Here is a 26,639-nt window from a genome sequence, read left to right on the forward strand (position 1 = left end):
GAGGCGGCTACGTTTCGAGCAACGCCTCCTTGCCAGCTCCCGGGTGGAAATCCATGCAGGCGTCATGCGCCTCGCGCCGGTCGCCCGGCTTCTTTTTCTCCTCGGTGTTTTCGCACTGACCGCACCGTTTCGCGGCCTGGCGGCGGAGGCGGGCGGGCGCGTGGTTGAAATCGAGATACCGATCCAGCCAGCGGCTTACGGCACGGCGTTTTTCGACGAGACAGCCCGGGAGTTCGAGAAACTCCGGCCCGGCGTGCGCGTGCGGATCGCGGGCGACATCCGCAATGACGACAAGGTCCAGATTCGCGCGATGGGCGGCGATTTTCCCGACGCGACCGATGCGCGCCTGCTCTACGACACGCTGATCCCGGCGGGCAAAGTCCGCGATCTCGCGCCGTATCTCGACGGACCGAACTGGGAAGGCGATGGCGCGTGGCGGGAGTCGTTTCTGCCGGGAGTGCTGGGTCGGTGGACGCGGACTGACGGCGTTTACGCAGTGCCGTACACGCATGCGGTGTGGGTGGTTTTCTACAACGAAGCGCTCTTCGCGCGGCATGGCTGGACGCCGCCGAAAACGTGGGACGAGTTTTTCTCCCTCAGCGAAAAGGTCCGCGCCACCGGCCTCGCGCCGCTGACGCTGCCCGGCGTGTATATGCGCTACGGTGATGCGTTCTGGCAGGCGGCGCTGTTCAGCCTCGCGGGCGCGGAGGGTTATCGCGCGTACCAGCAACTCGCGCCGGGGATTTTCACCGATCCGCGTTTCGTGCGCGCGGCGGGCGTGCTCCAGCGGATCAGCCGCGAAACGCTGCTCAACGGCTGGGAAGGCATGACGCACACGGCGGCGCAGCAGGCGTTTCTCGATGGGAAATCCGCGATGACGATCAGCGCGACGTGGATGGTGAGCGAGATGCGCGGGAAAATTCCCGACGGGTTTCAGCTCGGCGCGTTTAACATGCCGTCGTTCCCCGACGGAGCGGGTCCGATGGGCGCGGTGCAGGCGCGGAGCGCTTATTTTTTTATGTTCGCGACGGGCGATGCGGAGCGCGAGCGGGCGACGGTGGATTTCTTCCGCTTCCTGACGTCGCGGGAACGCGTGCGGGCATTTGCGCAGCGGTTCGATGCGCCGGTGGCATTGCGCGCGGTGCGACCTGACGACTATGCGTCACCGGCGCTGCGGCAGATCGCGGAGTTCGTCGAGCGCGCGCCTGCTGTCGTGGACGCTGCGCCGCCGGCGAGTGCGGCGTTTTTGAGTTTTGTGTCACAGGGGCTTAACGACGCGCGTTTCCAGCTCATGACCGGGCGCATCACGCCGGAGGAATTTGGAGCGCGGCTCGAACGCGCGGCGAAAGGCGAACGTGAGCGCGCGCGGGAACCGGATCGCGTGGAAGTGAAACACGCGGGCAAGGCGCTCGCGTTGTGTGGGCTCCTGGTGGCGGTGATGTTGTGGCTGGGCTGGCGGGCGCGTGGCGGGCGGAAGACGGAATCGCGGCGTAAAGCAGATCCAGCGGGCGGAGGAGTCGGGCGGCTGCGCGCGCCGCTGGCGGCGGGATTTGTGGGGCCGTCGCTGGTGTTGTTTGGCGCGTTCGTGATCCTGCCCGCGCTGGCCTCGATCACGTGGGCGTTCACGCGTTGGGATGGTTTCACCGGGCAGACGTGGGCGGGGCTTTTGAATTTCAAATGGCTGCTGCTGGAGAGCGACACGTTCTGGTTCGCGCTCAAAAATAACCTCTACCTCATGATCGTGCCGACGCTGGCGGTGGTGCCGATGGCGTTGTTCTTCGCGGCGATGATCCATCGCGGTGTGTGGGGCGGAGGTTTTTTCCGCGCGGTATTTTTGTTTCCCAATCTGCTCGGTGGCATCGCGGCGACGCTGCTCTGGATGAACGCCTATGATCCGCACGGCGGGCTGATCAACGCGGGGCTGGTGAAGATCGGCGTGTGGGCGGGGAGCGAGTGGCTGCAATCGTTTGCCGGATACGCGTGGCTCTCGCAGGCGAATCTCTATCATGCGCTGATCCCGATCTACCTGTGGATGGCGTGCGGCTTTAATCTAGTGCTCTACCTGGCGGCGATGCAGGGGATCAGCCACGAGTTGTACGAAGCGGCGGAGCTGGATGGCGCGTCGGAGTGGCGGCAGTTTTTCTCGATCACGCTGCCGCAGATCCGTGAGGTGCTGGCGATATCGGCGGTATTCATCGTGATCGCGGGGTTGAACACGTTTGAGATGATCTGGTTGCTGACGTCGCAAGATCCGACGAGCGGCACGCATGTGCTGAGCACGCTGATGGTCTCGACGATGTTCAAGGAATTCCAGATCGGCCGGGCGACGGCGATCGCGGTCGTGATGTTCGTCCTCGTGCTGGCGGGCTCGGCGGTGCTGCTGCGGGTGATGCGAAACCGGGAGGAAGGTTGACATGAGCGAAGAGCAGAAAAATTTCTCACGAGGACGCGGCTTTTCGCTTTCGCGCGGGCTCATCTTTGCCGTGCTTTGCGGGTATTTGGTGTGGGTGGTTTATCCGGTGTTCTGGGTGGCGTACTCGTCGCTCAAGCCGGATGCGGAGATTTTTCGGGATGCGTTCGCGTTGCCGTCGGTCGATGCGCTCATGTGGGAGAATTATGCGCGGGCGTGGCGGGAGGCGCGGTTTGGGGATTACTTTTTCAACAGCGTGCTCGTGACGGGAGTTTCAGTCGCGGCGATCGTGCTGCTTGGGGCGATGGCGGCGTATGCGCTGAGCCGGTTTTATCATCCGTTGGGGAAATTCACGTACTGGCTGTTTCTGGCGGGGCTGATGATTCCGGTGCAGTTGAGCATCGTGCCGCTGTTCTTCGAGCTGCGGGCGTTGGGGCTGCTGGATTCGCGGCTGGGGTTGATCCTGGTGTACACGGCTAACGGGCTGCCGTTTGCGATCTTCATCCTCGCGGGGTTTTTCCGGGCACTGCCGGCGTCGCTTTATGAGGCGGCGGTGGTGGATGGGTGCAGCGAGGCGGGGGCGTTCTGGCGGGTGATGCTGCCGCTGGCGCGGCCGGGTCTGGTGACGGTGGGGATTTTCCAGTTCATCGGGATCTGGAAGGAGTATTTTTTCGCGTTCATGTTCACCTCGGGCGGTGGCGAGGGGGCGGCGCGGACGTTGCCGCTGGGGCTGGCGAATCTGTCGCTGACGGCGCAGTACCGGAGTGAATACGGGTCTCTTTTCGCGGGCGTGATCGTGGTCACGATCCCGATTTTGATCCTGTATCTGCTCATGCAGAAGCAGCTGGTGAAGGGGATTACGGCGGGAGCGCTCAAGGGATAAGGCGGCGTGGTTAAATGCACGTTGCCCGATTTGGCATGGGACTCGTTGCACAGTGCATTTTTCCTGGGGTTGTTTTTGAAAAGATTAAACCTTGGCCGCGTGCGGCTTGCATGAGCGCGGCGTTCATCGCCACTGTGGCGGCACATTTTTTTCTCATGCGGCTGCTTCACTTTTTGAACACATGCACGGCGGATGGTCATGCGAGTTGCGCGGTCGCGGGGGCGAGTGGTTTTTGAAAACGCAGCGGGGCCACTCTACGCGATGACATCGTTTTCCACACCTATTCGTTTGTTGCTGATCGAGGAGTCGGCCGGGGATCGGGCGGCGCTTCGGCGGATGCTGGCTGACGGGGGCGGTGGTTATGAAATTTTGGAAGCGGGTGATGTGGCCCAGGCGCGGGCGGTGCTAGCGGCGGGGCGGCCGGAGTGTGTGCTGATCGGATACGATCAACCGGGGGGCAAAGATCTCGCGCTGTTGCATGAGATCGTGGGGACACATGGGGAGCACGCGTTTGGCATCGTGATGCTGACGGGCTCAGCCGCGACGGCGGTGGCGGTGGAGGCGTTGCAGATGGGGGCGCACGATTTCATCCTCAAGGGCACGACGAACGCGGTGTTGTTGAACAAGGCGGTGCGCAATGCGATCGAGAAGGCGTCGATCCGGCGCGAGCTGGAGGTGAAGCGCGGGGAGCTCCAGCGCAAGAATGCGCAGTTGGAGGCGAATGTGGCGGAGCTGGAGCGGGAGATCGCTGATCGCAAACGCAACGAATCGCACGCGGAGTTTCTCGCCCAGCTCGCGCAGCGGTTGAGCCTGTTGTCCAATCCTACGGAGGTGCTGGCCGTGGCGCAGGAGGCGGTGGGCGGGCATCTCGGAGTGCAGCGGTGTTATTTTTTCGAGGTGGAGGCGGGAGGCTCGCACACGATCATGCATGAGGAGTGGCGGGCGGCGGGGCTGGCGAGTGCGAGCGGGCGCTACGCGCTTGAAGAATATGGGACGCCGGAGCTGTTGAAGCGGCTCGCGCAGCCGCAGTTCGCGGTGAACGACGTGCGGACCGATCCGCTGGTGAGCGCGCAGGCGGGGATGCATGAGCGGATCGGGTCGCGGGCTTTCGCGACGGCGGCGTTTCATCGCGAGGGGCGCTGGGTGGCGTGTCTCGGGGTGAACTCCAGCGAGGCGAGGCACTGGCGGCAGGATGAGCTTTCGTTGCTGGAGAACGCGATCGCGCGTGTGTGGCCGCTGGTGGAAAAGGTGCGGGCTGACCGGCGGCTGCTGGATCAGGCGGAGCAGTTGAAGCTGGCTGCGACGGCGGCCGATCTGGGGCCGTGGACGCTGGATACGGCGAGCGATGTGGTGGATTTTTCGCCGCGAGGGGCGGAGATTTTCGGGATTCCGCCGGGGCGATACATGACGTGGAGCAGGATGCGGGAGCTGTTACACGAGGAGGACCGGGAGCCTGCGCGGCTGGCGGTGGAGACGGCGCTGGCCGGGCGTTCGGAGTATGCGATCGAGTACCGGGTGAACCGGCCGGATGGGACGATGGTGTGGGTGGCCTCGACCGGGCGCGGGCAGTACGATGAGGGCGGCAGGCTGCTCGGGATGGTGGGCGTGGTGCAGGACATCACCTCGCGCAGACATGCCGACCGGGCTACGAGGCAGCTGGCGGCGATCGTGCAGTCATCGGACGACGCGGTGATCAGCAAGAATCTGGACAGCATCGTGCTGACGTGGAACGCGGGGGCGCAGCGACTTTTCGGATACTCGGCGCGGGAGATGATCGGGCGGTCGATCACGTTGTTGCTGCCGCATGGCCAGCTGGATGAGGAGGCGCGCATCTTGGAGCGCATCCGGCGGGGGGAGCCGATCGAGCATTATGAGACGGTGCGGCGGCGGAAGGACGGGGCGTTGATCGATGTGTCGCTGACGGTTTCGCCGATCCGGGATGGCCGCGGGGTGGTCGTGGGGGCGTCGAAAATCGCGCGCGATATTTCGCGGCGCAAAGCCACGGAGCTCGCGTTGGGGCGGCGCACGCGGACGCTGGAGATTTTGAACCGGGTAGGCGAATCGCTAGTGGCGGAGCGCGAGCTGGAGAAGATCGTGCAGACGGTGACGGATGCGGCGCGGGAGATCACGGGGGCGCAGTTCGGAGCGTTTTTCTACAACACGGTGAACGACCTGGGTGAGTCGTACACGTTGTACACGCTTTCGGGGGTGTCGCGCGAAGCGTTCGCGCATTTCCCGATGCCGAGGAACACGGCGGTCTTCGGACCGACGTTTCGTGGAGAAGAAACCATCCGTGTCGCGGACATCCTGGCGGATGCGCGTTATGGAAAATCCGCGCCGCATCATGGGATGCCGCCGGGGCATCTGCCGGTGCGCAGTTATCTGGCGGCGCCGGTGAAGTCGGGCACGGGAGAGATCATCGGCGGGTTGTTTTTCGGCCATCCGGAGGCGGATGTGTTCACGCAGGATGCGGAGGATGTGCTGGAGGCGCTCGCGGCGCAGGCGGCCATCGCGATCGATAACGCGCGTCTTTACCGGGCGGTGCAGCGCGAGCTGGCGGAGCATAAACGTGCGCGTGAGGAGGTGCGGGCGCGCGAGCAGCAGCTGCGTCTGGTGACGAACAACGCGCCGGTATTTCTGCTGCAATGCGATCGGGAGTACCGGTACACGTTCGCCAATCAGCCTTATGCCGCGCGCTATGGATTTACGCCGGAAACGCTGATCGGCCGCACGGTGTGGGAGGTGACGGGGCGGTCGGCTTTCAACGCGGCGAAGCATCACATCGACGCCGCGCTGATGGGGGAGCGGGTGGAGTTCGAAATGGAGATCCCGTACGACAGACTCGGGTCGCGCTGGGTGCATGTCACGTTCGTGCCGGATCGAAACGAGGAGGGTTATGTCGCGGGATTTGTCGGCGTGCTGACGGACGTCACCCAGCGCAAGAGCGCGGAGCTGGAGCTGGAGCGGGCGCGCGATGAGGCGCTGGCGGCTTCGCGGGCGAAGGACGATTTCCTCGCGGCGCTTTCGCATGAGCTGCGCACGCCGCTCAATCCGGTGCTGTTGCTGGCGAGCGACGCCGCAGAGGATATGACACTCGCGCCAGAGATCCGTGAGTCGTTCGAGACGATCCGACGGCAGGTGAATCTGGAGGCGAGGTTGATCGACGATCTGCTGGATCTGACGCGCATCACGCGCGGGAAGCTGTCGCTGGACCGCCGGGCGGTGGATGTGCATGCGGTCTTGAACGACGCGTTGGACACGGTGAGGCCGGAGCTGGAGAGCAAGCGGCTGGGTTTCCGCCTGGAGGCGGGCGCGGCGGGGGGGATGATCCTGGGCGACGCGGTGCGTTTGCAGCAGGTGTTTTGGAATGTGCTCAAGAATGCGGTGAAGTTCACTGGTGAAGGCGGGGCGATCACGGTGCGCACGTCGGTGGATGAGCGGACGGGGCGGCTGCGTCTGGAGATCCAGGATACGGGCATCGGCCTGACGGCGGAGGAGCGGGGGCGGGTGTTCGAGGCGTTTTCCCAGGGCGAGCATGCGGCGAGCGGAGGCTCGCATCGCTTCGGCGGGCTGGGTCTGGGGCTGGCGATTTCGCGCTCGATCGTGGAGATGCACGGGGGGGACATCCGTGCGGAGAGCGAAGGCCGTAACCGCGGAGCTATTTTTATCATCGAACTGCCTCTCATGAGTGTAACGACACCCAACGACCCCACCCCAAAACATGAAAATGCCGATGCCGCGTCCGCGCCGGATGCAAGCGGTGCCAAGCGCGGACGGCTGCTGGTCATCGAGGATCATGCGCCGACGAGGCAGACTTTGAAGAATCTGCTGAGCCGGCGGAATTTCGAGGTGAGTGTGGCGGGCAGCGGTGTGGAGGCGCGCGAGCTGGCGCGGCAGCAGCCGCCGGATCTGGTGATCTCGGACATCGGGCTGCCGGATGTGGATGGCTGTGTGCTGATGAAGGAGTTCCGGGTGGTGAATCCGACGCTGCCGGGGATCGCGCTGAGCGGTTATGGGATGGATGAGGATCTGGCGCGCACGCGGGAGGCGGGATTCGTGGAGCACCTGACGAAGCCGGTGAATGTGGGCGCGCTGGAGCGGGCGATTGAGAAGATTTTATCCGGCAGGAATCCGGCGTCCGGCACGGCGGTGCAGGGGCAGCCGCCGGTGGGCAACGCGATGACGGACGAACCGCACTCTCCATGAAAATCCAGCAAGTATTCGTAATCGGGATGCGCGAAGAGCTGCGCGCGCTGCTGACCGAGGCGGTGGGGCGCGTGTTTCCGGAGGCGGTGCTGGCGGTGCTGGAGACGTTTGCGCAGGCGCAGGCGCGGCCGGAGGCGGAGCGGGGTGTGTTGATCCTGGTTGATCCGGCGGCTTCGCTGGTGGCGGGGGCGCGGACGGGATTGGATGGCTCCGGGTTGTTGCGATGGCCGGTGCTGGTGCTGGTTTCGGCAGGGCGGGAGCCGGGCGCGGACGCGTTGGCGCTGGGGCCGGAGGAGTGGACGGTGGGATCGGTGGCGCGGGGGCTGGTTTACGCGGTGGAGAAGCACGCGCTGGTGCGGGACAACGCGCGGTTACGCGGCGATCTGCTGACGGTGGCGAGGCGGGTGAATCATGATCTGCGTTCTTCGCTCAGTGGCGTGATGACGGCGGGCGAGGTGATCAAAGAAGTGTTATCGGCGGAGAAGCCGGAGGATGTGGAGCTCGTGCAGCCGGTGGTGGAATCGGCGGCGGAGATCGCGCGGCTGATTGAGCAGGTGAGTTTCGTGGCGAAGGCCACGGCTGCGCCGAACGCGCCGCAGTTGATCGCGATGGATGAGCTGGTGTGGCGGGGGTTGAGCCGGGTGGAGCGGCGGATGCATGAGCGGAAGGCGCATGTGGTGCACGCGGAGGTGTGGCCGATGGTGAGCGGGGTCGGCGCGTGGATCGAAGGGATCTGGGCGGATTTGATTTTGAATGCGCTCGATCACACGGGCGTGAATCCGCACGTGGAACTCGGGTGGGGCGAGAACGAGGCGGAGCATCGTTTCTGGGTGGATGATCGCGGGCCGGGCGTGGCGGTGGAAAAACGGGCGGGGCTGTTCAAGCCGTTCAACCGGCTGGCGGAGCCGGGCTCGATGCGGGGGTTTGGGTTGTCGGTGGTGCAGCGGCTGGTGGAGTTGCAGGGCGGGCGTTGTGGGTACGAGCCGCGGGAGGGCGGCGGGGCGCGTTTTTATTTCACGCTGCCGAAGGCATAGAGCGCGGGCGGGCGGTGCCGAGCGAGTGCCGGCGGACAGCGGAGGCGCGTGCAAGCACGCTGGCCTGCGGGCGGATTTCAGGAGGCTTTTTTTTGCGCGGCCTGATGGGCGGCTTCGATCATGGTCGAGGAGAGGAGGTCGTAGGCTTTGGACCAGGCGGTGTGGGCGGCGGGGGACCAGGCGGGGCCGAGATTTTCGGCGAGGGCGGCGAGGAGGGCGGCGCCGACGGTGACGTAGTGGGCGTCTTGCACGCGGTAGCCGGCGTGGCGTTCGCCGAGCTGGCGGACGGTGGGGAGGAGGCGGTCGAGGTGGCTCAAGTTGGCGGCGACCATCGCGAGCATGCTGATGAATTTTTCGCCCATGGCGCGCATGTCGCCGTGGAAGAGGCCGCGCAGGCTGGGATCGAGGGTAAAGAGTTTCGCGTAGAAGAGCGCGGCGGTGGCGTCGGGTTGTTTCGCGGCGGCGGCGAATGTGGAGCGGATGAGGGCGATTTCTTCGGAGGTCAGCGCGTGGGCGGGCGTGGGCATAGCCCACTATCGCACATTGGGGACTTTTTGGGGATGGGCCGAATGGCCCGGGGGTGCAAATGGCGCGGCCTTGATTCTGGCGGGGATGTGCTGTGAGTTGGCGCGCATATGGTTTCTGTCCAGGGAAACGCAGGTGACGAAGCGGCTGCGCAGGTGCAGGCGGATTCGCACGCGCGGTTGACGGGCATCCTGGCTGCGGCGCTGGACTGCATCGTGACGGTGGATGGGGAGAACCGGATCATCGAATTCAACCCGGCGGCGGAGAAGACGTTTGGTTACCGGGCGGTCGATGTGATCGGGCAGGACATGGCGGAGTTGATGATCCCGCCGGCGTACCGGGCGATGCACAACGCGGGGATGAAGCGGCATCTGGCGACGGGGGAGAATCGGGTGATCGGGAGGCGTATCGAGATAACGGCTATGCGGGCGGACCGGAGCGAGTTTCCCTGCGAGCTGACGATCGCGCGGTTAAAGATCGAGGGGCGGCCGGTGTTCACGGCGTTTTTGCGGGATATCACGGAGCAGAAGAAGGCGGAGGAGGATGTGTGCCGGTTGAACGCGAGTCTGGAGCAGCAGGTGGCGGAGCGGACGCAGGAGTTGCGCGAAAGTCTGGGGGCGCTGGACCGCACGCGGGAGCGGTTGGAGGAGGCGCAGGCGATCGCGCGGCTCGGGGACATCGAGGTGGATCTGGAGACGGGGCGGCGGATGTGGTCGCGGGAGGTTTTCCGGTTGTACGCGTTTCCGATCGCGGAGGAACCGCCGCCGCTGGAGGAGGTGATCGCGCGGGTACACCCGACAGATCAGGAGGTGTTGCGGGCGTTTTTGGAGAAGTATCAAAACGAGGCGGAAGGTGTGGAGCGCGCGCTGGAATACCGGGTGATCCGCAAGGATGGGGCGGTGCGCTGGCTGCGGCTGACGGCACGGGTGGGACGGCGGGGAGAGGAAGGGCGGCGTATTTTGAGCGCGACGGTCCAGGGGATCACGGAGCGCAAGACGCTGGAGCGCGAGCTGCTCACGACGATCGACCGCGAGCGGGAGCTGGGGCGGCTGAAGACGAGTTTCCTGCACATGGTGACGCACGAGTATCGCACGCCGCTGGGGATCATCAGCTCGTCGGCGCAGATCCTGGAGCGGTATTTCGCGCGGCTGGACGAGGCGCAGCGGGCGGAGCATTTGAGCGAAATCCGTCTCAATGCGCGGCGGCTTTCGGATTTGATGGAGGAGGTGCTTTTCCTCGGGAAGACGGATTCGGGGATGGTCGTGATGCAGCCGCAGGCGGTGGAGCTGCAGCCGTGGTTGAAGTCGCTGGCGAACGATGTGGTGACGTCGTTCGGGGCGGAGCGCGACGTGACGATTTTTGTCGAAGGGGGGGCGGTGCGGGCGATGCTCGATGAGCGGCTGCTGCGTCATGCGATGACGAATCTGGTCTCGAACGCGTTGAAGTATTCGACGCTGGACAGCGCGGTGACGATCACGGCGAAGGCGGTGACGGGCTGGCTGACGATCAGCGTGACTGACGCGGGTATCGGGATACCGGCGACGGACAAGTTGAAGCTGTTCCAGATGTTTCAGCGCGCGTCGAACGTGGGGACGATCTCGGGGAGCGGGCTGGGATTGGTGATCGTGAAGCGTTGTGTGGATCTGCACTGCGGGACGATCGACATCGAGAGCGAGCCGGGACGGGGCACCACGGTGACGGTGCGTTTCCCGCAGCTATCGGGCCCGGGCGCGGCGGCACTTTGATTTTTTAAGACTTATGAAAAAACACCGCATCCTGGTTGTTGAAGACGAGCCGCGCATGAGAGCGAACCTGGTCACCATTTTGAAGATGGAGGGCTACGAGGTGATCGAGGCCAAGCACGGCAAGGAAGGCGTGGAGGTGGCGAGGACGCAGCGGCCGGATTTTATTTTTTGCGACATCTCGATGCCGGAGCTCGACGGGCATGGCGTGCTGAAGGCGGTGCGCGCCGATGCGGCGACGATGAAGACGCCGTTTGTGTTTCTCACGGCGCATGGGGACCGGCCGGATGTGCGGGCGGGGATGAATCTGGGTGCGGATGATTATCTGACGAAGCCGGTGGAGGTCGAAGAGCTGGTGGGCGCGATCAAGTCGCGGCTGAACCGGCGCGAGCAGATGGCTCCGCTACCGAAGGAGCTTTCGCCCGCGATGCTGATGCCGCTGGGGCTGACCGAGCGCGAAGCGGAGACGCTGTTCTGGCTGGCGCAGGGCAAGGCGAACGCGGACCTGTGCATCCTGCTCAATGTGCAGCTGACGACGATCAAGAAGCACCTGGAGAAAATTTATCAGAAGCTCGGCGTGGAGAATCGCACGGCGGCGGCGGCGATGGCGCTGGAGACGATGAATGCGGGGTGAGTGCGGAACGCAGGGCTGTGCTCGGGGCGGAGTGAAAGCCGGCGGGCTGCTGCTGCTCACGGAAATGAGAATGAAAAAGCGCGCCTGAGGTGGGCGCGCTTTTTGAAGCGCTCGACAGGTGGAGCGCGGTGCTGCGGCCGTTGTCGCCGCAGCGGTTTATTTTTTGGCGTAGCGGGGGCTGTCGCGGAGATCGCGGATCTGGTCGTGCGCGGCCTTGACGGCGTTGAACTGGCGGGAGACGAGGTCGCGGGCGGCTGGGTCGTAGATTTGTTCGCTGGCGTTGCGGTAGGCGGAGACGGCGGCGTCTTCACCGCGTTCGGCTTCGGCGAGGACGGCGTGCGGCTCGTTGGAGGAGACAGCGGCCTTGATGTTGATCCAGCCGCGGTGGAGGGCGCCGGTGACGCTGCCGTGTTTATCGGGGTCGCCGCCGAGGGTGCCGACGAGGGCGCGGAGTTCGCGGGCGAAGTCGGAGCGTTGGGCGGAGTAGCGGTGGAAGACGGCTTGGAGTTCGGAGTCTTTGGAGTCGGCGGCGGCGGTCTTGAAGCCTTCGCAGCCGTCTTTGCAGGTTTCGATGAGGGTATTGAGGAGGTCGATGGTCTCGGAGGTATCGGTGGTTTTCATGTAATATGATCTCGGTTACGCGACACGTCAGTGCGCCGCTGGTGGTGAGTTCGCTTCGCGCGTGCCGGTGAGGACAAGAAAACGTGTGAGCGATGATGGGCAGTGGCTTAGGCAATCACGGGGGAGCGGCGGTGCGGGTAAGTCCGTGCGAAACGCGCAGGGAATGACGGGCAAAGCCTTCAATCTACAGTCGTGGGCGTGTGTCGGGCGGAAATGATGCGACGGAGCGGAAGTGAGCGTGCGAGCACGATGGTTTAAGGGCGGGGGGCGGGGGAAATCGGACGCTTCGGAAATGGTCGCGGTGGCGGGTTGCCTGTGGGCAGGGACACTGCGAGCCCTGTTTCCCGATCATGCGTCTCCCCTGCCCTGCCCGTCTTGTTTTCCAGGTAATTTCCGCCGCTGGTTTTTGCGCGGTGCTCGTGTGCGGTGCGCTGGCGCAGCCGATCGATCGCGAGGCTCTGGTGAAGCGGCACACGGTGCGCGTGGACAAGGTCGATCCGGAGGCGGCGCTGAGCGTGGGCAACGGGGATTTCGCGTTCACGGTGGACGCGACGGGGCTGCAATCGATGGAGGCGCTTTATTTCAGGGAGGGCATCCCGCTGGAGACGCTCTCGACGTGGGCGTGGCATGAGTTTCCGAATACGCAGGGGCTGACGCTGGCGGATGCGTCGGAGCTGCATGAGTTTCACGGGCGGAAGATCTCGTATGCGACGAAGCAGCGGGGCCCGGCGGGGGAGTATTTCCGGCAGAATCCGCATCCGGTGCCACTCGGGCAGGTGAGTCTTTTGTTGAAAGGAAAGCCGGTGACGAAGGAGCAGCTGGGCGCGGTGAAGCAGTCGCTGGATCTGTGGACGGGAATCATCCGCAGCGAGTACGTGCTGGCGGGCGAATCTGTGGTGGTGGAGACGGTGGCGCATGACACGGCGAGCGCGGTGGGGGTGACGATCGTGTCGCCGCTGGTGAAGAGCGGGGCGCTGGAGGTGCGGTTGCGTTTTCCGTATTCGCATAATCTGGCGAAGCATAACAAGCCGGCGCTGGTGTGGGATCAGCCGAAGAGTCACCGGTCGCAGATCGTCGAGCGGGCGGAGGGCGGTGCGGTGATCGAGCGGGCGCTGGATGCGACGCGTTATTATGTGCAGCTGCGCTGGGACGGGGCGGCGACGTTGAAGGAAGCGGCGGCGCATGATTTCCGCCTGAAGGCGGCGGGAGATGAGCTGGCGTTCACGTTCGCGTTTTCGGCGGAGAAGCCGGAGGCGGGGGCCGCGTTGGGTTTTGCCGAGGTGAGCGCGGCGAGTGCGCGGGGGTGGAAGGATTATTGGACGCGGGGGGGCGCGGTGGATTTCACGGGGAGCACGGACCCGAGGGCGGCGGAGTTGGAGCGGCGGATCGTGCTGTCGCAGTATTTGATGAAGGTGAACTATGCGGGGGATGTGCCGCCGGCGGAGACGGGGCTGACGCACATCAGCTGGTACGGGAAGCACAACTCGGAGATGTATTTCTGGCACGCGGCGCACTTCTACCAGTGGGGGCGGACGGAGTTGTTGGAGAAGAGTCTGGCGTGGTACCGGAAGATCCTGCCGGTCGGGAAGGCGGATGCGGCGGCGCAGGGCTTCGCGGGTGTGCGGTGGCCGAAGATGGCGGGGATCGATGGTCGCACGGGGCCGGGCGGGATCAATCCGTTCATCATCTGGAATCAGCCGAACCCGATTTATCTGAGCGAGCTGGTTTACCGGTCGAAGCCGACGAAGGAGACGCTGGAGACGTATCGCGACGTGGTGTTCGAATCGGCGGAGTTCCTGGCGTCGTTTGCGTTCTATGATGAGGCGACGAAGCGGTATGTGCTGGGGCCGCCGATCAAGAATGTGAGCGAGAAGAGCGGGGCGAACCTTACGCAGAACCCGACGTTCGAGCTGGCGTATTGGTATTATGGATTGCAGGTGGCGCAGGCGTGGCGCGAGCGGCTGGGGCTGGCGCCGGAGCCGAAGTGGGCGGACATCCTGGCCAAGCTCTCGAAGCTGCCGGTGAGCGAGGAAGGGTTTTACCTGGAGATCGAGACGTTGAAGGACATGTACCAGGAGCCGGGACACATCCCGATCTCGATGATGCTGGCGTATGGGTATCTGCCGAAGACGGCGTTGCTGGATGTGGAGACAGCGAGGCGGACCTTTGCGGAAGTGAACCGGCGCAATGGAGCGGATCGCTGGATGAGCTGGCAGCTCGGGCAGGGTGCGCTGACGGCGGCGCGGCTCGGGCAGACGGAGCTGGCGGTGGCGATTTTGACCAATCCCTCGAAGCAGACGCGGTTCATGCCGAGCGGTCATGTGCGGCGCCCGAAGGAGCCGGAGGGTTGCGTGACGTATCTGCCGGTGAACGCGTCGTTGCTGACGGCGGCGGGATTGATGGCGGGTGGTTGGGACGGCGCGCCTGAAGGAGCTGCACCGGGTTTCCCGAAGGATGGGAAATGGGTGGTGCGGGTGGAGGGGTTGAATCCGCTGCCGTGAGGGCGGGCGGAGGCCTGTGGGGAAAAGAAAAGGCGCCTGCCCGGGAAACGAGAGGCGCCTTTTTTGTTGGCCGTGGTTGAGGCGGATCAGAAGCGGATGCCGGTGGAGAGCTGGGCGCTGGTGGGGGTGACGCCGAGGGTCTTTTCGCTGACCTGGAGGCCGAGCTCGGCGTAGAAGCCGCTGCCGAAGTTGGTGCCGAGGGCGGCGCGGGCGGCGGCGGTCCATTTGTCGTCGCTGATGCCGATGTCGCGGGTGGTGGTCGTAGTGATGGTGGTGCCGTTATTGACGACGACGACGGACTCAGCCGCGAGGGCGATGGGGCCGTTGGGAACAGTGATGACGCTGGGGCCGTAGCCGCCGCTGCCGGAGGGGACGGGAGTGACGACGACGGTGCGTTGTTCGCGAGTGGATTTGACGGACTGGCGGACGATGCCGACGCCGAGAGTGGCGTAGAGGGGAAGCGGGGCGTTTTCGAGGATGTCGATGCGTTCCTGATACCAGGCGCCGTAGTTTTCGAGACGGCGGCCGTCTTTGCTGTGGCGGGTGTAATCGACGGCGACGCTGCTGGAGCCGAGGAGGCCTTTGGGCAGGGCGTAGGCGACGCCGACGCGGACGCCGGTGCTGCCGACGGTGTCGCGGGAATCGCTGTCGAGGAGGTAGTTGGCACCGGCTTCGACGGCGAAGCGGGTGGGAGCGGACTGGGCCTCGGCCTTTCCGGCGGTGAGGGCAAGGGCGCCGAGTGTGGCGGTGGCGAGAGCGGCAGTTTTGCCGAGCGTATTATTCTGGATGGTGTTCATAGTTCGGTAGGGAAATAGAATTTTAGGGTGCGTCGTTTCCGGTGGGCGTGACGGGGATGAGGTCGAGGATGCCGGTTTTGAGGAGGAGGCCGCAGTGGAAGCGGATGGTATCGGGGGAAGCTTTGAGCGGTGAGCCGAGGGCGGATTCGGTTTCGGCGAGGGATAGACCGGCGGGGCCGGCGCGGTCGAAGAGGCGCAGGAGGGAATCGAGAAGGGGCTGGCGGAGAAGCGGGGTGATTTCGTCGTAGAAGGCGATGGGGCGGGCGTCGTCGAGGTGGAGGCGGCCGCGCGGGGAGAGGCGGAAGCGGTCGCGGGAGGAATCCCAGGAGGCGGTGGCGTAGTTGGAAAACAGGGACGTGTAAGGTGTGGGGCGGCCGAGGGTGGAGGCGGCTTCGCGGCGGGTGGCGGCGGAGGCGGGGGATTCGGCGCGGGCGAGGGCGAGGAGATCGTCCCAGAGGGAGAAGAGGCGCTGGCGGACGGGGGGCCAGGAGAAGTGTGATTCGACGCGCTGGCGGCCGGCCTGGCCGAGGGTGGCGCGGAGGGCGGGGTCGCGGAGGAGGGAGAGCCAGCGGGTTTTCCAGAGTTCGGGGTCGATCCAGACCATCTGGGCGACGTGGAGGAAGTCGGCGGCGCGCTGGCTGGCGGGCGAGAGGGTTTCCACGGGGTCGAGGGCGCCGGGCATGATGCGCGTGGGGATGAGGTATCCGGTTTTCCCTTCTTCGATGGAGTCGCGGGCGCCGTCCCAGTCGGCGGAGAGAACGGGGATGCCGGAGGCCATGGCTTCGAGGGGGGTCACGGTGGAGCCCTCGATGATGGAGTCGGCGGGGAGGAGAAAAATGTCGGCGGCCTGGTAGTAGAGCGGGCGGAGGGAGGGATCGACGCGGCCGTGGAAGAGGGCGCGGTCGCCGAGGCCGAGCTCGTGGGCGGCGCGTTTGAGCATGGCGGCGTAGCCGGGGACGTTTTCCTCGCCGGCGATGAGGAGGACGTCTTGCGGGGAGGAGATCTCGGCGAACCAGCGGAGGACGGGGAGGAGGTCGGCTTTATCGTTGGGGGTGAGGCGGCCGAGGCAGAGGCTGAGGGTGCGGTCTTGCGGGAGGCGGAGGATGCGGCGGGCGGTGGCTTGGGCGGTGGGGCCGGAGGCGGGTTGGAAGAGCGAGGTGTCGAGGAGTCGGGGGACGAGTTCGAGGCGGCAGGAAGCGGGCGTGGGGCTCAGGCGGGCGAGCCATTTTTCGAGGGAGTCGCGGTAGGAGCGGGAGAGGCAGCAGATGGCGTCGAAATCGACGGGGGTGGCTTCGGCGATGGGGCGAAGTTGATTCCAGAATACGTGGGCGCCGAGGGTGTGGGTGTCGGCGACGACGGCGGTGGGGGCGGTGGCGAAGCGGTCGCGGAGGTAGCGTTCGCGCTGGAGGGTGGCGGCGTCGATGACCCAGAGGATGCGTTCGCGGCGGTCGGCCCAGGTTTCGGGGAGGGCGGAGAGGGGGAGGAAGTGGAGTTTGCCGCGGCCGCGGAGTTCGGGAGGGAGGGCCTGGCGGGCGGCGTTTTCGAGGCCGGGGCGGTCGAGGTAGATTGCGGTGGGGAGGAAGAGTTCGAGGGTCTCGATGTCTGGATCGCGGAGGAAGTGGCGGAGGTAGAGGGAGGCGACGAGGTTGGCGCCGTTGAGGGTGAGGCCGGGGGTGTTCTCGTGGAGGTAGTCGAGGGAATCGATCAGACAGGAGACGATGCGGGCCATGGAGGTGATTGAAAAAGCCGGAGGTGTACACGGTCCGCAAAAGGTAAGCGGGCGTTTTTCCCCGGTGCTCGTGTGGGGGAATCGCTTGGAGCGAGGAGGCGCGGCGTGCAGTCGGGTTGCGTCAGCGGGTGGCTGTTGGTTTTTCCGCATCGTCGCGGGCGGGGTGATCGCGCTCACTGGCCGGGCGGACGGCCGCGAATTTATTTATGAGCGAGCAAGCGATCGTTTTTCACACGCATCTGGGCGATCGGAGAATCGCGGGGCACTTCGAGCGGTTGAAGCGCGAGGTGGGCGAGGCGATGCCGGTGTATTTGAGTTTTCATGTCGGCGGGGGCACGGCGCCGGCAGTGGTGGAGAAGATGAAAGCGGATCTGGTGGCGACGGAGGGGGACGCGGAGCGGTTGCTGCCGGCGCGGTGCCGGGAGCTGAGGCGGAGCGCGGGGCGTGGGCTGGCGAGCGGGTTTCCCGATCTGACCTGGCTGCCGTCGCTCATGAACGAGCGGCTGCGCGGGTGCGACCATGTATGGATGGTGGAGTACGACGTGGATTTCGCGGGGAGCTGGGGGGAGTTTTTTGCGGAGGCCGGGAGGAGCGAGGCAGACTTGGTGGGGACGACGTTGTTTTCGCGGACGGACGATCCGGGCTGGATGCATTGGAGCTGGTTCGAGCCGCCGGAGGAGGTGCCACTGGGGCTGCACACGCGCGGGTTTTTCCCGATCATGCGGCTCTCGCGGCGGTTGCTGGAGCGGTACGCGGCGTTGGCGAAGGAGGGCAGCTGGCGCGGGCACACGGAGGCGATCCTGCCGACGCTGGCGAGGCAGGAGGGGTTTTCGCTGGAGGATCTGGGTGGCGGGCGCGCGTGGTCACGGGCGGGGCGGCGTAACTGGTATCGGAATACGCGGAGCAGTCTTTTTCTGACGCCGGGGTCTTTCGTGTACCGGCCGCCAGTGAGCGAGGCGTATTTCCACGAGGCAGCGGGGGCATTTGTGGAGGCGGGGCTGCTTTATCACCCGGTGAAAACGCAGGTGACGGAGATGGGGCCGGTGAGGCAGGCGGTCCGCGCGGAGGCGGAAGGCGGGGTGCGGTTTTAGAGCGTTTTCAGAAAAGTCGTGGCTGCTCGGATGGAGAGCCGGGTGGTGTGGCGACCGTGGACGACACGGAGGCCGTCCCTCCACAGAATAAGGCCATGACTTTATCGGGACTACGCTGGCCGGTAGGAAACGGACGGCCTGACGCGAGGTCAGGCCCTACAGGGTGGAGACATTATTTCGGTGGGAGGACGAATTCCTGGCGGGCGGAGACGATCACCGGCTGGCCGGCGCGGGTGGGTGGGGCGAATTGCCAGTCGAGCAGGGCGTCGGTGGCCACGTGGGCGAGGAGCTGGTTATCGCCGGTGTGGAGGACGGGCATGCGGACGCGGCCGGTTTCATCGATGAGGAATTCCAGGATGACGCGCGCGCCTGCCGCCTCGTGGAGGGATTCCGGATAGTGGGGGGCGACGGAGTGCCGGAGGATGAGGGCGTGGTCGAGCTGGCGGAGAGTGCCCAGTTTATTGATACGGCGAACCGGGGTGATGCGGGTGATCAGGCTGTCCACGGTGTTGCTGGCGTTTTGGGAGATGATGACGCCTTTGGTCTCGAAGAGGAAGTGGAGCTTGATGCGGCCCGGGCCGTTGCGGCTGGTCGAGGGAGGTAGTCGGCATTCAAGGGTGGGCAGGATCTCGGCGGCCATTTGTTCGAACGCGGGGTCGGTGCAGGCGGTGACGAGCCAGTCGGCGGTGCGGCCGTCGGGGTTGATGCTGACGATGACCTCGGCCTCGCCTTCGAGGATGCCGCGCTGGCTGAGGTGCTGAGGAAAGGGCGGGTTGGCCATGCTGAGGATTTCAAGCGAGGTCTTGCGGGGTGGAGCTGCGTGAGCGTTGAGGCAGATCAGGGCGGCGAGCGCGGTGGCGAGGGGGACGAAGGCTTTCATCGGGGTGCGGGTGGGGTTGAAGCGGGAAGGCGCTGAGATGTTGGTAGGATTTGCTGCGGAGGGCAATCGAGGGGCTTGGGTATAAGGTTCGATGAAGGAGCAAGGGGACGGGCTGAGGTGAAGACCCTGCGAGGCGGACGGTTGCACTGGGGCGTGGTTCGCGGGATAAGGGTTTCGCAGTCCAACCCCTGCCCTACCCCATGAATTATCCTGAATGTGTCAGCCGGTCTCGCGTGTCTGTTCATCTGGTCCGGCGGTTGCTCGCGGGAGTCGCGGTCGCGGCGGTGGCCGCCCTGCCCTCGTTCGGGCAGTACACGGCGATCACGTTGCCGACGATCACGGCGAAGCTGGAGGATTTCGCGGCGGCTCCGGCGACGGGGGCGACGGCGGACACGTACATCGCGCGCGTGAATTTTCTGAGGACGCAGCCGGGGGATGCGAACAGGCTTTGGGTGAACGATTCGAGCGGGCGGCTTTATGTGCTGGATCGGGACGACAAGGAGTTTCACACGCTGCTGAACTTCAACGGCACGGGGACGAATGGCGGGTTATTCGCGCAGATGTACACGGCGGGCGGATACTCTTGGGGACTCGTGACTTTTCAGTTTCACCCGCAGTACGCACAGGTGGGGCAGCCGGGTTATGGGAAGTTTTATTCGGTGCATGTGGAAGTGCCGACGACGGATGGGGCGGCGACGCGGCTCCCGGTGACGACGAATTTTTCCGGGTTCAACGCGGCGGGGTATACGACGACCAGCGTGCAGGCCGCGCCGGGGACGAATACCTCGACGGCGATCCATTGCGTGCTGATCGAGTGGCAGGACACGGATGTGACGGACTATGTTTTCACGGGGACTGCGCGGGAGTTGCTGCGGACGGAGGGGAACAGCCGCATCCATCCGCTGGGGGATCTGGCGTTTAATCCGCTGGCGACGACGGCGGCGCATCCGGACTGGGAGAATCTGTATCTGGCGCATGGCGACGGGGCGGATGGCGAGCAGGCGGCCGATGCGACGCGACATGGGAATCCACAGAGCCTGGCGACGCTGGGCGGGAAGATTTTGAGGATCAATGTGGCCGATCCGGACGGAGCGGGCGCGCAGCGTTACGGGGTGCCGGCGGGAAATCCGTTTGTGGGGATGGGCGGTGTGCGTGGCGAGGTGTGGGCGTATGGGTTTCGCAATCCGCACCGGTTTTCGTGGGATGTCGATCCGGCGGCGCCGACGGTGGCGCGGCTGTTCGTGAACGACATTGGGTTTCACGATGCGGAGGAGGTGAACATCGTGGTGGCGGGCGGGAATTATGGCTGGGCGGAGCGCGAGGGGTTACGGGCTTCGACGAGTCCGATCGGCACCACGACGCAGGCCCTGCCGGGGAACGACGCGACCTTTGGCTATACGTATCCGGTAGTCAGTTACCCGCACTCGGATGCGAACAACTTCGAGTTCGGGGATGCGATCTCCAGCGGGTACGTTTACCGGGGGGCGGCGATCCCGGCGTTGCGGGGAAAATATGTTTTTGGGGACATCACGACGGCCAGGCTTTTCTATGCGAACCTCGCGGACATGGACGCGGTGAATGATGGGAATCCGGCGACGGTGGCGGCCATCGGCGTGATCGATCTGCGATGGGACGATCCGGACGATTCGCTGGGGGCGGGGTTGCTGCACTTCGATGGGGCGGAGACTTTTGCAGGCGTTTTTAGCGGTGGATTTGGGGCGGTGCCGGAGGATCGCGGGTTGTTCACGGTGATCGTGGACACTTATCGGGCGCGTGGAGGCACGGGGGGGAGTCATCTGCCGGGCGGCGCGGCGTCGACGGATGTGGGGCGCGCGGATGTGCGGTGGGCGATGGATGCGAGCGGCGAGTTGTTTCTGCTCAGCAAGAGCGACGGGATGATCCGGCGGCTGGTGGCCGGGCCGACGGCGTGGCAGGTGGCCAATTTCAATGCGGTGGAGCTTGGGCAGCCGTCGGTGTCTGGGGATGCGGCTGATCCGGACGGGGATGGCGTGAGCAATTTGTTGGAGTATGCGTTCGATCTGAATCCACGGGTGAGTTCGGCGGCGTTACTGCCTCAGGCGGTGGTGATCGACGGGGCGACAAAACTGAGACTGGAGTTTGAGCGGATGAGGAGCGAGCTGACGTACGTGGTTGAGGTCAGCACCGATCTGGTCTCGTGGAATGATGATGTGCCGGATAATCCGGCGCTCGATGTGCAGACGGTGGGGAATCACGTGACGGCAGTGTATACGCGGGGCGCGCAGGTGAGGGCTTTTATGCGGGTGAATGTGGTGGGACCGTGAGAGGTATTGCCGGAAGGTGTAGGGGAATGATGGGCACGAAAAAGCCCGGGCGACCGTGAGTCGCGCCGGGCTTTGAGGATGGAGATGGAGAGCACTCTTTAGAATTTGCCGGTAACGCCCACGGACCAGACCACTCCGAAGCGCCGGATGTCTGCAATTTCGGCATAGCTGGGCAGCAGACCTTGATCGTCACGAAGGATCTGCTCGCGTTCGGCGTTGAAGACATCGCGGCCGCTTAGGAACAGGCTGTAACGTGGCGAGAGCACGTAGTTGAGCGTGACGTCGATACGTGTTTCTTCCGGCGCGTAACGGCGGAGCAGATTTCCATTCGGCAAAATGACCCGAGAGAATCCCGAGTCTTCATCTTCTTCACGCCATGTTCCGCGGATTTGGGCCGAAAATCGGTCGCCCGAGTATTGGATGCCCGCGCCGCCAAACTTTGTAGCACGACGATCAATCGTCACAACAGACGGTGTCAGGGCAACGATGCTGCCATCCGGGGCCGTGATTGAGTACGGAGCGGGCGTGGAGGGCTCCGCCAGTTTGGTCATGGAATAGCTGACAAACGTTTGGATATTGCGACCGAAACGGCCAAGGAACCCAAAATCCTGCCGAACCTCGAATTCCCAACCTGAAGTCTTCTGGTCGTTTTGACTATTCGTCGTGGTCACCACGCGCCAGTTATCATAATTGGAAGGGTCTAATCCTAGAGCTCCCAGCACGGCGTTAAACGTGGATGTTCCTGAAGGGCTCGTGAAGTTCTGAATCTGGTTGGTGACGGTTTTTGTGTAGTAACTGACAGACAAGATGCCGCCTGAATCAGTGTAGTAGGCGATATTCCCTTCAAGGTTGTCTGAGACCTGAGGTTTGATGCCTGGATTAGCTACGGCGAGCTGACCTAAGAAGCCTGAATTGGCGATCTGTTCAGTGTCGGTATATGGCGTTTCAGTGAACTGGTTGTTTCCGGAAAGGATGCCGTTGTTACCGTCTTCAAGTTTAGGCAGCCCAAAGCTGCGGCTCCAGGACGCTTTCAGATCAATTTTGCTGGTCAGCTTATAGGCAAGGCTGAGGGAGTAGGAGGGATCGCCTTTAATGCTGGTATCAACACGGCGATTGGCGCTGAGCTGACGCTGAGCTGAGGCGAGGGAGTTATTTGGAGGACCATATGGAAGGATCGGGAAAGGGATTCCTGCAGTAGTCAGTGCTTGGCGCAGTGCGATACCTCTAGCGGTATTCTCAAAGATAGGCCTATTCCAGTTTGGGCTGCCAGGAGCGGTCGTGGGGGGAATCCAAGCGCCGGTGGTCGGATCGATGGTGCCATTGCCTTGAGTCAGTTGAACGCCATTGGGATTGTCGATATCCGTGTAGAGAGTGCCGTCGGCACGATATATGTAATCCCATTTAGCGTTGGTAAACGGGCCGCGGCCTTCTCGACTTTTCTTTTCCTGACGAGCGCCACCCACGAATGACAGACGATTGTCGAAGAATCGACCGCTGAGCATGCCGTACCAAGCGTCGGTTGTTTCAGTGATGGACTTTTGTTGGTTCACCCAGCTCCGGTAATTTTCGACACGCGTGTTGGTGGCTTCGTCGAAATCTGGAGCATAAAATAGATTCTGCTCTTGGTTGAGCTGGAATAGCCGGTAGGTGGAAACCCATTGCTGGCCCGGGAGATTGAAGCCTGGTTTTTCCATGTAGTCGGGGTCTAGAATGTTGGCTACCGTGTAGGATGCACCGGGGCGGAGGATTTCGCGATAACCTGATCCGCGCCCGCTTTTCTCGTCTTTATCTTCATCTCGACGCGCGCCGACTTTCAACGAGAGAGGGTTGTTTCCAATCAAGGGGATGAAGCTGAGATCTCTCTCAATATCTACCTTATAGAGGCCTCTCGTACTCTTGTTCACGGCTTCGCCCGATTTGGCGGTCGTGCCATCGAACGACCAGCTATTAAGGCTGGTGTACGGCTTCGGAGTTCCCGCCAAACCACCGGACGCATTTGTACGCCAATACGTGGTGACGTTTTGTGGTACGCCGTCGGTGATGCTGTTGAGGTTTACCCGACCCGGATTAAGATTGAGCGCTACCTCAGAGTAATGCCCGTTTTGAGCGTCCAAATACTCGCCAGTCGACACGGAGATGCTCGCGGCTGCGCCGATGTTCCAGCCCTCTTTTTTGAAACTATACTGAACCTGGCCGGATTTTGTTTCGCCCGTGCGATCACGGGTGGTGACTGTCATGGCAGTAGTCCCGCTGGTACCAGCGACACCGATCACATAAGTGGGGCTCCAGTCTGCTCCGGCCCCAAGTAACGGACGAAAGTCCATTCTCCTTTGAGCTTCCGTGCTCTCGTATGTGCCGTACTGCACATTCGTCCGCAGCACTTGCGAGGGTGTGGGCTTCCAGTCGACGTGAAGATTGACCGAACGCTTTTCGATCAAACGTGGTGAGCTGGTGACCTGGACTCTGTTGAGCAATGGATTGCTAATGGAAGGGGCCTGTCCGGCCGCGTTCGTGAAGCTTCCCGTGTACGTGTAGCTATTTTGAGCCCTCTCCGTAAGGGTGGCCTCATTGGCCGCCGACGCAGACAGAGTCGCGCCTAAGGTGCTGGAAAAAGGATAAGACGCAGACACTTCAAAACCGGGCTGTGTCTTGAACGTATCCTTGTTGGTTGGCCCTGCTGTTTTCGAAAGACTCGCGGTGAGTGAGTTGACGTTAAAATAAGCACGACCGGTGTAACTAGGCCGGGCGAGTTCAAAGGCGCTTTTGGTAATCAAGTTCACCTGCCCACCGATCGAGTTATTCGGCATATCGGGTGTCGCCACCTTGATAAGTTCGACGCGCGAGGCGTTGTTGATGGAGAGCTGGTCAACCGTCACGGTGCGGGTGAGGCTTCCGGGTACCGAGCTGGAAACGGGAAGGCCATCGATAAGGATCGCTGTGTCTTCTGCGCCGAATCCACGAACGGAGATAGCACTAGCATCGGAATCGGAGTAGCCCGAGTTTCCTCCTGCGCTGCCGTAATCCACTTGGACGCCAGGCAGGAACTTAACCAGTTCGCCAACGTTGCCGCTGGGGATGTCACCAAACTGGTCGGTCGAAATGACGTTCTTGATATTTACCGAGCTGCGCTGCTCGTTGATCGCGATTTCCTGGGCGTTGCGGAAGCGGTTGGCGGCGACGGTGAATTCGTTGAGGACGAGGGTGCCGTCCTCGCCCGTGGTGGAGTCACCGGCGTTGAAGGTGATGTCTTGGACGGCGGTGGCGTCGGCGGCGACGGTGACGGTGCTGACCTGGGGCGTCTGGCCTGTGTAGGTGACGCGGATCGTCGCGGAGCCGGCGGGGACGTTGCTCAAGGTGTATTCGCCGAACTGATTCGTGAAGGTCTCGAGGTTGGTGCCCTCGACGGCGACGCGGGCGTTGCCGAGGTACATGCCGTTGGTGGCATTCAAGACGCGGCCCTGGATCGAGCCGGTGGCGGCGGTCTGGGCGATGGCGGTGGTGGGCGTGAACTGCACGGCGACGGTGAGAGACGCGAGCAGCAGGGCGAGTTTACGGACGTTGAGGGCACGGACGCGGGATGCGGCGGTGGCACCTCGTGCGAGACGACGGGAGTTCATGCTAGGGCGGTTAGGTTTTGGCGCGTAAGGGGGACGCGCGGGTGGGGCTTGGGGATCTTATTTCAAATGAAATAAGATGGATAGATAGCTTCCATTTCATGAAAGCTATCTGTCAATAAACTTTCATTCGCCTGATGCGGCGGATCGGTGTCTGGGGCCTGATATGCAGGATGTTGGCAGAACAATCAGTTGCGGGTCTATAGATTCGACGCAGGGGACGTGATAACTTGCGGCATTATTTCATGGAATAGCGTCGACTGATGTTGGGCTTAGGTTTGCTGAAAATCGTCAGCAGTGGGTACACGCAGCCAAACGCTAGGGATGCGCGGGGTCGCAAAATTTTGCGACTGCTCCTTCCGAAGGGCGATTTAGCGCGGTTCAAATTAAACTGTGGCCAAAAAATCGAGGCGTGTCCGGGGTGACGCCGGACACCAAACGCGGGACGCGTATGCTCCCCGGGAGACGGGCGACGCGTCAGAGCCGAACGTGGACGGCACGGAGGTCGTCCCTCCATTAGATACGGTCGTCACTTGTTACGGACGCGGTGGTAGAGGGCGAGGTACTGCGGGACGATGGTGGCGGCAGAGAATGCGGTGCGGGCTTTTTCGCGGGCGGCGTTGCCGAGGGCGGTGCGGCGCGGAGGGTCGGCTAGGAGAGATTCGGCGGCGAGGGCGAGGGCGTCGGGGTCGCCAAAGGGGACGCGCAGGCCGTTGAGGTTGTGGTCCACGACTTCGGGGATGCCGCCGACGTCGGTCGTGACGCTGGGGCAGGCGAAGGCCATGGCTTCGAGAATGCTCAGGCAGAAGCTTTCGGTTTCGGAGGTGAAGAGGGCGAGGTCGGCGGCGGCGAAGTAGTCCTCGATGTCGGGGACGTTGGTGCGGACGACGACGCGGTCCTGGAGGCCGAGGCGGAGGATGTCGGGGAGAAATGGTTCGAAGTCGCCGCCGGCGAGGATGACGAGTTTGAAGGCATCGGCCGGACGGATACGGGCGGCGGTTTCGAGGAGGAGGTCGATGCGCTTGAGCGGGCGGAGATTAGAAGCGTGGAGGATGAGGGCTTCGTTTTCTTTGAGGCCGAGGCCGGCGCGGATGGAGTCGCGGGATTCTTTGGGCGGGCGGGGCTCGAAGAAATTGTGGATGACGTCGATGGGGCGTATGATGCCGAGGAGGCGGAGGGTTTCGGCTTTGAGGAAGTGGGAGACGGTGGTGATGGCGTCGGCACCTTCGAGGGCGTGGCGGATGGCCGGGGCGTAGGCGGGGTCTTTGCCGAGGAGCGTGGTGTCGGTGCCGTGGAGGGTGGCGACGATTTTGGGGCGGAGCTCGGGCGGGAGCATGTCGCGCGCGAGGAGCGCGGCGGTGGCGTGCGGGACGGCGTAGTGGACGTGGAGAATGTCGAGGCGGTGCTCGCGGCTGACCTCGGCCATTTTGACGGAGAGCGGGAGCGTGTAGTCGGGGTATTTGAAGAGGCCGTAGTCGCTGATATCGACGGGATGGAAGAAGAGACGCGGCGCGTTGGCGGGCATCCGGAAGGGGCGCTCGTAGCTGATGAAGTGGACTTCGTGGCCGAGGCGGGCGAGTTCTTCGCCGAGGGCGGAGGCGAGGATGCCGCTGCCGCCGACGGAGGGATAGCAGGTGATGCCGATTTTGAGTGGAGCGGGAGCGGACAT

Annotated in this window: 16 protein-coding genes; 9 read left to right on the forward strand and 7 right to left on the reverse strand. The window is 63.7% G+C overall.

The features are described 5' to 3' along the window. Nucleotides 1-64: 64 nt before the first annotated feature. The 4 genes from CMV30_RS08520 (at nucleotide 65) to CMV30_RS08535 (ending at nucleotide 8,533) form a co-directional block, all read left to right on the forward strand. Nucleotides 65-2,413 (forward strand): extracellular solute-binding protein, encoded by a 2,349-nt coding sequence (locus tag CMV30_RS08520; RefSeq protein ID WP_096057692.1) that lies wholly within the window; start codon nucleotides 65-67, stop codon nucleotides 2,411-2,413. A 1-nt stretch (nucleotide 2,414) separates the two neighbouring features. Beyond that, complete coding sequence (locus tag CMV30_RS08525; RefSeq protein ID WP_096055619.1) at nucleotides 2,415-3,293, forward strand: carbohydrate ABC transporter permease; 879 nt, start codon at nucleotides 2,415-2,417, stop codon at nucleotides 3,291-3,293. Between the two features lie 261 nt (nucleotides 3,294-3,554). After that, on the forward strand, nucleotides 3,555-7,499 hold the full coding sequence (locus tag CMV30_RS08530) for a PAS domain S-box protein (protein WP_175414790.1): 3,945 nt from the start codon (nucleotides 3,555-3,557) through the stop codon (nucleotides 7,497-7,499). Next, nucleotides 7,496-8,533 (forward strand): sensor histidine kinase, encoded by a 1,038-nt coding sequence (locus CMV30_RS08535; protein ID WP_096055621.1) that lies wholly within the window; start codon nucleotides 7,496-7,498, stop codon nucleotides 8,531-8,533. Before CMV30_RS08530 ends, CMV30_RS08535 begins: the two co-directional genes overlap by 4 nt. A 77-nt stretch (nucleotides 8,534-8,610) precedes the next feature. Here the strand turns inward: CMV30_RS08535 and CMV30_RS08540 are convergent, their stop codons facing one another. After that, nucleotides 8,611-9,060, reverse strand: coding sequence for a globin domain-containing protein (locus CMV30_RS08540; RefSeq protein WP_217494482.1), 450 nt, complete (start codon nucleotides 9,058-9,060; stop codon nucleotides 8,611-8,613). A 108-nt stretch (nucleotides 9,061-9,168) separates the two neighbouring features. Here CMV30_RS08540 and CMV30_RS08545 point away from each other — a divergent pair, with 108 nt between their 5' ends. Further along, nucleotides 9,169-10,803: a sensor histidine kinase gene (locus CMV30_RS08545; protein ID WP_096055622.1), complete on the forward strand. Its 1,635-nt coding sequence runs from the start codon at nucleotides 9,169-9,171 to the stop codon at nucleotides 10,801-10,803. 13 nt (nucleotides 10,804-10,816) lie between these two features. Next, the gene (locus tag CMV30_RS08550; protein WP_096055623.1) at nucleotides 10,817-11,434 is read left to right on the forward strand and encodes a response regulator transcription factor; all 618 of its coding nucleotides are present in this window, start codon (nucleotides 10,817-10,819) and stop codon (nucleotides 11,432-11,434) included. A gap of 156 nt (nucleotides 11,435-11,590) precedes the next feature. Here the strand turns inward: CMV30_RS08550 and CMV30_RS08555 are convergent, their stop codons facing one another. Next, a complete protein-coding gene (locus CMV30_RS08555) occupies nucleotides 11,591-12,055 on the reverse strand; it encodes a ferritin-like domain-containing protein (RefSeq protein WP_096055624.1) in 465 nt (154 codons plus the stop codon). Nucleotides 12,056-12,405: 350 nt separating this feature from the next. On the opposite strand from CMV30_RS08555, the gene CMV30_RS08560 reads away from it, so the two are divergent. Next, nucleotides 12,406-14,556 (forward strand): DUF1759 domain-containing protein, encoded by a 2,151-nt coding sequence (locus CMV30_RS08560; RefSeq protein ID WP_138223199.1) that lies wholly within the window; start codon nucleotides 12,406-12,408, stop codon nucleotides 14,554-14,556. Between the two features lie 86 nt (nucleotides 14,557-14,642). Here the strand turns inward: CMV30_RS08560 and CMV30_RS08565 are convergent, their stop codons facing one another. Together CMV30_RS08565 and CMV30_RS08570 are read right to left on the reverse strand one after the other, a co-directional pair. Continuing rightward, the gene (locus CMV30_RS08565) at nucleotides 14,643-15,353 is read right to left on the reverse strand and encodes a hypothetical protein (protein ID WP_096055626.1); all 711 of its coding nucleotides are present in this window, start codon (nucleotides 15,351-15,353) and stop codon (nucleotides 14,643-14,645) included. A 22-nt stretch (nucleotides 15,354-15,375) separates the two neighbouring features. Then, nucleotides 15,376-17,082: a glycosyltransferase gene (locus CMV30_RS08570; protein ID WP_096055627.1), complete on the reverse strand. Its 1,707-nt coding sequence runs from the start codon at nucleotides 17,080-17,082 to the stop codon at nucleotides 15,376-15,378. Nucleotides 17,083-17,288: 206 nt separating this feature from the next. Here CMV30_RS08570 and CMV30_RS19380 point away from each other — a divergent pair, with 206 nt between their 5' ends. Beyond that, on the forward strand, nucleotides 17,289-18,173 hold the full coding sequence (locus tag CMV30_RS19380; RefSeq protein WP_138223200.1) for a hypothetical protein: 885 nt from the start codon (nucleotides 17,289-17,291) through the stop codon (nucleotides 18,171-18,173). 172 nt (nucleotides 18,174-18,345) lie between these two features. Here the strand turns inward: CMV30_RS19380 and CMV30_RS08585 are convergent, their stop codons facing one another. Then, a complete protein-coding gene (locus CMV30_RS08585) occupies nucleotides 18,346-19,053 on the reverse strand; it encodes an energy transducer TonB (protein ID WP_138223201.1) in 708 nt (235 codons plus the stop codon). A 233-nt stretch (nucleotides 19,054-19,286) separates the two neighbouring features. Here CMV30_RS08585 and CMV30_RS08590 point away from each other — a divergent pair, with 233 nt between their 5' ends. Continuing rightward, a complete protein-coding gene (locus tag CMV30_RS08590) occupies nucleotides 19,287-21,356 on the forward strand; it encodes a PQQ-dependent sugar dehydrogenase (protein ID WP_175414791.1) in 2,070 nt (689 codons plus the stop codon). A gap of 98 nt (nucleotides 21,357-21,454) precedes the next feature. Here the strand turns inward: CMV30_RS08590 and CMV30_RS08595 are convergent, their stop codons facing one another. Then, complete coding sequence (locus CMV30_RS08595; protein WP_096055632.1) at nucleotides 21,455-24,973, reverse strand: TonB-dependent receptor domain-containing protein; 3,519 nt, start codon at nucleotides 24,971-24,973, stop codon at nucleotides 21,455-21,457. 526 nt (nucleotides 24,974-25,499) lie between these two features. Beyond that, entirely contained in the window at nucleotides 25,500-26,639 is a 1,140-nt protein-coding gene (bshA, locus tag CMV30_RS08600; RefSeq protein WP_096055633.1) for an N-acetyl-alpha-D-glucosaminyl L-malate synthase BshA, read from the reverse strand.

The sequence above is a fragment of the Nibricoccus aquaticus genome, assembly GCF_002310495.1.
Lineage (GTDB): Bacteria > Verrucomicrobiota > Verrucomicrobiia > Opitutales > Opitutaceae > Nibricoccus > Nibricoccus aquaticus.

Excerpts from the sequence above, each read along its gene's own strand:
- CMV30_RS08595 (WP_096055632.1), bottom strand. The coding sequence starts at position 24,973 with ATGAACTCCCGTCGTCTCGCACGAGGTGCCACCGCCGCATCCCGCGTC.
- CMV30_RS19380 (WP_138223200.1), top strand. The coding sequence starts at position 17,289 with ATGAGCGAGCAAGCGATCGTTTTTCACACGCATCTGGGCGATCGGAGA.
- bshA (WP_096055633.1), bottom strand. The coding sequence starts at position 26,639 with ATGTCCGCTCCCGCTCCACTCAAAATCGGCATCACCTGCTATCCCTCC.
- CMV30_RS08560 (WP_138223199.1), top strand. The coding sequence starts at position 12,406 with ATGCGTCTCCCCTGCCCTGCCCGTCTTGTTTTCCAGGTAATTTCCGCC.
- CMV30_RS08555 (WP_096055624.1), bottom strand. The coding sequence starts at position 12,055 with ATGAAAACCACCGATACCTCCGAGACCATCGACCTCCTCAATACCCTC.
- CMV30_RS08585 (WP_138223201.1), bottom strand. The coding sequence starts at position 19,053 with ATGAAAGCCTTCGTCCCCCTCGCCACCGCGCTCGCCGCCCTGATCTGC.
- CMV30_RS08550 (WP_096055623.1), top strand. The coding sequence starts at position 10,817 with ATGAAAAAACACCGCATCCTGGTTGTTGAAGACGAGCCGCGCATGAGA.
- CMV30_RS08565 (WP_096055626.1), bottom strand. The coding sequence starts at position 15,353 with ATGAACACCATCCAGAATAATACGCTCGGCAAAACTGCCGCTCTCGCC.
- CMV30_RS08570 (WP_096055627.1), bottom strand. The coding sequence starts at position 17,082 with ATGGCCCGCATCGTCTCCTGTCTGATCGATTCCCTCGACTACCTCCAC.
- CMV30_RS08540 (WP_217494482.1), bottom strand. The coding sequence starts at position 9,060 with ATGCCCACGCCCGCCCACGCGCTGACCTCCGAAGAAATCGCCCTCATC.
- CMV30_RS08520 (WP_096057692.1), top strand. The coding sequence starts at position 65 with ATGCGCCTCGCGCCGGTCGCCCGGCTTCTTTTTCTCCTCGGTGTTTTC.
- CMV30_RS08535 (WP_096055621.1), top strand. The coding sequence starts at position 7,496 with ATGAAAATCCAGCAAGTATTCGTAATCGGGATGCGCGAAGAGCTGCGC.
- CMV30_RS08525 (WP_096055619.1), top strand. The coding sequence starts at position 2,415 with ATGAGCGAAGAGCAGAAAAATTTCTCACGAGGACGCGGCTTTTCGCTT.
- CMV30_RS08545 (WP_096055622.1), top strand. The coding sequence starts at position 9,169 with ATGGTTTCTGTCCAGGGAAACGCAGGTGACGAAGCGGCTGCGCAGGTG.
- CMV30_RS08530 (WP_175414790.1), top strand. The coding sequence starts at position 3,555 with ATGACATCGTTTTCCACACCTATTCGTTTGTTGCTGATCGAGGAGTCG.